5 protein-coding genes and 2 pseudogenes are annotated in these 5,294 nt (G+C 49.0%); 4 read left to right on the forward strand and 3 right to left on the reverse strand.

Features of this window, described 5'->3' with window-relative positions:
• Positions 1-213 precede the first annotated feature (213 nt).
• The 3 genes and pseudogenes from AC0YNV_RS40400 to AC0YNV_RS40410 form a co-directional block, all read left to right on the forward strand.
• Positions 214-465 (forward strand): annotated as a pseudogene (locus AC0YNV_RS40400) (CPCC family cysteine-rich protein); the annotation flags it as partial.
• 145 nt (positions 466-610) lie between these two features.
• Positions 611-1,393: pseudogene (gene tnpC, locus AC0YNV_RS40405) on the forward strand (IS66 family transposase); the annotation flags it as partial.
• 204 nt (positions 1,394-1,597) lie between these two features.
• A complete protein-coding gene (locus AC0YNV_RS40410) occupies positions 1,598-2,536 on the forward strand; it encodes a helix-turn-helix transcriptional regulator (RefSeq protein ID WP_475773086.1) in 939 nt (312 codons plus the stop codon).
• Here the strand turns inward: AC0YNV_RS40410 and AC0YNV_RS40415 are convergent.
• The 3 genes from AC0YNV_RS40415 to AC0YNV_RS40425 form a co-directional block, all read right to left on the reverse strand.
• Positions 2,510-2,761 (reverse strand): thioredoxin family protein, encoded by a 252-nt coding sequence (locus tag AC0YNV_RS40415; RefSeq protein ID WP_475773087.1) that lies wholly within the window; start codon positions 2,759-2,761, stop codon positions 2,510-2,512. The genes AC0YNV_RS40410 and AC0YNV_RS40415 overlap by 27 nt on opposite strands.
• A 16-nt stretch (positions 2,762-2,777) precedes the next feature.
• Positions 2,778-2,978, reverse strand: coding sequence for a thioredoxin family protein (locus tag AC0YNV_RS40420; protein WP_475773088.1), 201 nt, complete (start codon positions 2,976-2,978; stop codon positions 2,778-2,780).
• Positions 2,979-3,151: 173 nt separating this feature from the next.
• Positions 3,152-3,649, reverse strand: coding sequence for a DinB family protein (locus AC0YNV_RS40425; protein ID WP_475773089.1), 498 nt, complete (start codon positions 3,647-3,649; stop codon positions 3,152-3,154).
• A 725-nt stretch (positions 3,650-4,374) separates the two neighbouring features.
• Here AC0YNV_RS40425 and AC0YNV_RS40430 point away from each other — a divergent pair.
• A complete protein-coding gene (locus tag AC0YNV_RS40430) occupies positions 4,375-5,031 on the forward strand; it encodes an alpha/beta hydrolase (protein ID WP_210047171.1) in 657 nt (218 codons plus the stop codon).
• Positions 5,032-5,294: the final 263 nt, after the last annotated feature.

The raw sequence follows: 5,294 nt of genomic DNA on the forward strand, positions 1-5,294 counted from the left end.
TCCAGGTCTATGAATTGGTCACCCGAACGACCTTCATACATGTCTAACAAGGGTGAAATCCTGCGAATAAGCGAGCATTCGTGAGAAAACTTAATCGTACCGAGGGAGTTCAACAAATACCAGGAAGGCATCCGACCAATCGGATGCCTTTTCGTTACGCAAACCGGCGGTAGTGCAACTTTAAGATAGAGAAAAACGGAATCGAGGTGTACCTTGAGAAGATATACTTGCCAATGTTGTGGGTACAAAACGTTAGACAGTAACGGAAATTATTATATATGTCCAATATGTTTTTGGGAAGATGACCCCTTCCAAGAAATAAATGTATATGATTTAGGAGCCAATAAGATTCCGTTAGTGGAAGGGCGAAAGAATTATATTCAGTATGGTGCTTGTGAAAAGGAAGCGACCCAATTCGTTAGAAAACCAAAGGATGATAAAAGAGACCCTGATTGGAAGCCAATAAGCGATGATATTTATGAGTTGAAGTTAGCTTGTCGCAAGTTTATCGAAGGTATATATAGTATTGCTGAGTTAGAACATAATTTGTCATGGATAGCCGTACCAGATAATCTTACAGGACTCGTAACTCTTCAGGTCCTTCACGAGCCGGGCGGCGCAAACCGAATCCTATCTATGGCTGTATCGTACAGGACGCCTGGGTCCGCCCATCGTCCTGTACGATTACCGCCCGACACGAGGCGGCGAGAATCCGCGGAATTTCTTACAGGGATTCAGCGGCTACCTGCACGTGGACGGATATGCCGGCTACCATATGGTGAAGGACGTAACCTTGGTGGGCTGCTGGGCGCATGCACGCCGAAAATTTGACGAGGCATTAAAAGCGCTGCCTGCTACGCAAAACCAAACAGAAACGGCTGCTCATCAAGGACTTACGTTTTGCAACCAGTTATTTACCATTGAACGCGAGCTGAAAGAGGCATCGCCTGAAGTTCATCAGACCGCGAGGCAGGAGAGGATCCGCTCTGTTTTGGAGGCTTTTTCGGCATGGTTGCGTCAGCAGTGAGGCCGTACGTTACCGAAGAGTCAGCTTGGAGAGGCGAGCATCTATTGTATGAACCAGGGGGTCAAGCTGACGGCATTCTTGGCGGATGGGCGATTGGAGTTCGATAACATTCGCAGCGAGAGAGCGATTAAGCCTTTTGTGATTGGGAGAAAGAATTGGCTCTTTGCCAACACGCCTCGCGGCGCAAAGGCCAGTGCTACTATTTACAGTGTGATCGAGACGGCAAAAGAAAACGGCCTGAACCCGTTCCAATATTATAAGTACCTGTTCGAGCAGCTTCCCGATCCCAGAGATCCTCAAGCGTTGGATGATTTCCTGCCGTGGTCACCGAAGCTGCCGCTGACTTGTCGCGTGTTCAAATCTTGATTCCAGCATAGCTAAGCCCACATCTTGAGGACAAGATGTGGGCTATTTGACGCTTAAAAATGAACAAAGAACAAGTATATGAACCATTCATGGAAAATAAAGCAGGGGCATACTGACGAGCGTCGAATCTATAATTGAAAAATCCGGTTCATAATCGAATATGATGAATCGTTACACTCACCCTATTTAAGGAGGTTTCAAACATTGAAGGTCCATCGTCTCCTTTCTATCGTTATGCATCTGCTAAGCCGCAAAAGAATGAGCGGACAGGAGCTGGCCGATTTGTTCGAGGTATCCCTGCGGACCATCTATCGTGACCTGGAAACCATCAATAGCGCCGGGATCCCAATCATCTCTTATTCTGGTACGAACGGCGGTTATGAGATCATGGAGCAGTATCATATCGACAGACAAATCGTCACATTCGAAGACCTCCATTCCATTATGAATGCGTTAAAAGGCATTCAATCTTCTCTTGATGATCCTGATCTGGCCGATCTGATGGTGAAAGTTGGCGCACTTGTGACCAAATCTGAGCAAAGCCGGCTTGAGGAAGCTGGCGAAACACTCATATTCGATACGAACATCTGGCGAGGTGGCCATGTAGACAGGTCTATGATTGCAAGGCTCCGGCAGGCAGCCAGGAATCGATTCGTCGTTCTTTTCGTGTATACGAATTCCGAAGGGACGGGAGAGCTACGGACTGTGGAACCCATCGGCTTGGCGTGGAAAGGCTATGCTTGGTACTTATACGCATATTGCAGGCTTCGAAGCGACTATCGAACCTTCAGGTTATCCCGGTTGAAAGAACTTGTTGTATCGGATGAAAGGTTCATGCGCAGAAATATGAGCTTGGAGGAACTTGACGTCAGATGGGGCAAACAACAAGATACGGCGAATCTGATAAGCATGGTGCTGCGCTTCCACCCCCGGGTGCGAGTCAAGGTCGAAGAATATTTCCCTCCTGAGGAAATTACTATCGCAGAGGATGGCTATTTCATCGTGAGAACGGAGCATGCCGAGGATGTATGGTTATATGGAACCTTGCTGAGTTATGGTATAGATGTTACGGTCATCGAGCCGAAGCATTTGGCCAATAGCATCAAAGAACGCTCACTACAGATTTATAGCCTTTACGAATAAAGGTTTTACACTGCTGATGACGCTTTGCCATAGCTTCGGATCTGATGCGATTCTTCGCTTGATCATCCGATACATATTCTGCTGGGCTTCACTAAAACCGCTTGTTTCGGTTGGGGGCAGTTGCCCCTTCAAGGAGCCCATCCATGTCTGCATCTCCGGTGATCTTGGTCCCCAGACGAACTGTTCTTGACCTTCTGCATTCATAAAGATGAAGATAGGAATCATTCGGGATGTCCATTCGTCAGATACTGGTCCCCATCAATTCCATGTTGTCATCACGAATTAGAAACCGCGAATCCAACTTAGCAATGCGTTGAATGATGGGGACGCATAGGGCAGCATCTCCGCACCAATCCGCCGTCAATACGATTCCTTTCCAGTTTCGCCCAGCAAAATTGCTTGAAGATTTTCTGATCTTCTTCACGGAATTTAATCTTTTCATAGATTTGTTGCATTTCCTGCTGAATCAGCCTCATGCCATCGCGATACTGTTCAAACGTGAATCCTTAATTGTATCAGTCTTCCAATAACATCAATATTTACTCCCATTTATATTAAAGTGAAGAAAGCGTGCATCTTTAACCGTCAACATAGAGAGCGCGCCTTCATTTATGTTTAAACCGGGGCTTCCATCCCCATGCTGATCCACTCTTCTTTGGAAGGACCGTAGATTCCGATAACAGGAAGTCCCGCTTGGCGCATCAAGATGGTTAACTGTCCGCGGTGGTGAATTTCGTGCTTGAGGAAGATCGCTAACGTGAAACCGTTCTTCCATTGTTGACCGAACATATTCACTGATTCCTGCAGCTTCTCATTTGTCCACTGTTTCTGCACCGCCTCGATGAGGGCAGCGGAAGCGGCGCGATACACTCGAACAATCTCCGCTGCGGATTCAGGAGCCATGCTGTGCTCGGGCGGCGCTTCGAAATCGAGACCAGTCGGTTTCAGAATGCCGCCTGACGGCACCAGATGCCATGCCAGAGTTCCGAGCGTACGGACGCCTGATGCGATCTCTTGCTTCAATGACGCGTCCGTCAAGGAACTCAGAAGTTGCTGTGTAAACTTGGACTCATTCTGGTACTCGGTAATGAAGCTTTGAACGGATTGATACATACGGGAAAACCTCCTAATTTGGTCTTTGTTGTTTGTTGAGTTATTTGAAAACTCATTTGCAATTCCTATTATAAGAAGCTCCGACTGACAACTGTGTGTCAGCAAATTTTAAATCAAACAAAAGAACGCTTACGATGATGGGATTTAAAGGGCTATGACCCGTTGCGTACTTCCATCGTACCGAGGCGCTCGTTTTTTTGCAAAGCGGTAATTTAACGCTCTACAGGAATGCTAGCGGGTACAATAGCACAATGGTGAAAGGCAGCCGCGCGGCTACCTTTCACCACGCCAACGAGCAGGATAGCGTGGAAGTCGCGTAGAAGTTTACTTAATAAAGACGGGTTTCGGAGGAAAGAAAATGGACAGGGAAGTTACTAAATCGGAGTTTATTGATATGCTCGAAAAAGGGCAGAGGATTTTCAACGGAATTTGTGTCGACTGATGAACTGACTGAGTACGATGATATGATTAAAAAGGCAGTAAAGGAGCTTTAGTTAATGGTTACAAGGGAGATTCTTCTTGGAACAGCCGTGGGGACTGCAGTGTAATGATGCTACTCAAGCTCATAAAGCGGTAGCGTTAAGCTAACGGGTACGAACGGGTACGATAGTTGAACGGATTTTGGAGCGATTTTTTTAAACGCTGAGTTATAATAAACAGGAACATATAGCCCCTCGTTGTGCTACATGAGATAAGTTTAATTATGAACACAGGAGATGTGAGATATGAAGATCGCGGGAGAGCTCGTCACAGAGACGCTCGAGTATGATGGTGGTCGGCAGGTTACGGTGTACGTCCCTCCGGATCCACCCCAGGCAGTCGTGTTCGCCGGTGACGGTCAGCTGATCTCGCAGTGGGGCGGGTACCTCGAGGCCGCCGACGTACCGCCCACGATGATCGTCGGTGCCTACCGGACGTCCGATGAGGATGAGATGGTGCGCATCCATGAGTACTCACCGCCGTTCGACCAGGAACGGTTCGCAGCACACGAGAGGTTCTTCGTCGAAGACGTCCGCCGATGGGTGCGATCACGCTTCAGCGTCGCGCTGCCCGCCAAACGCACCGCGGTGTGCGGCGTGTCGGCGAGTGGAGAGCTCTCACTCGCCATAGGGCTTCGGCATCCGGACATCTACGGTACGGTCTTCTCCGCGTCGCCAGGCGGGGGCTACCGACCGCCTGCCGTGATGCCAAGCCCGCTACCGCGCACCTACCTTGTAGCCGGCACACTGGAGCCGTTCTTCCTCGAGAACGCGACCCGGTGGGCGGCTGCGCTGCGCGATGCAGGTGCGGACGTTGAAATGAGAGAGCGGGTCGCGTCGCACGACGATGTGATGTGGCGAGAAGAGTTCCCGCTGATGGTGGCGTGGGCGTTTGGACGATAAACATCCGCCGAGCCCGGGTCAAGTGGGTTTGACTCGCATCCGCCCCGCCTACTCCGACGACATTGCAAGCCCTGATGGTGAGCAGCCCAATCGTCCTTGCTTGCATCGTCAGCGGATCGTCCGGTGGGGACCATTGCGCGAATCATCATTACGCTACCCCGAAAATTAATATTAGCTCAGACCTAAAAATGGCAGCACGAAACTAAACCCAGCTTTTATGGTTTTTAAAAACTGTGCTTCTTCGCAATCTATGAGACATTGAA

The organism is Paenibacillus sp. JT31N11, from assembly GCF_056269285.1.

Bases quoted from the DNA above. Each gene is read 5' to 3' on its own strand.
- AC0YNV_RS40420 (WP_475773088.1), bottom strand. From the start codon at position 2,978: ATGAAAAGATTAAATTCCGTGAAGAAGATCAGAAAATCTTCAAGCAAT.
- AC0YNV_RS40415 (WP_475773087.1), bottom strand. From the start codon at position 2,761: ATGATTCCTATCTTCATCTTTATGAATGCAGAAGGTCAAGAACAGTTC.
- AC0YNV_RS40430 (WP_210047171.1), top strand. From the start codon at position 4,375: ATGAAGATCGCGGGAGAGCTCGTCACAGAGACGCTCGAGTATGATGGT.
- AC0YNV_RS40425 (WP_475773089.1), bottom strand. From the start codon at position 3,649: ATGTATCAATCCGTTCAAAGCTTCATTACCGAGTACCAGAATGAGTCC.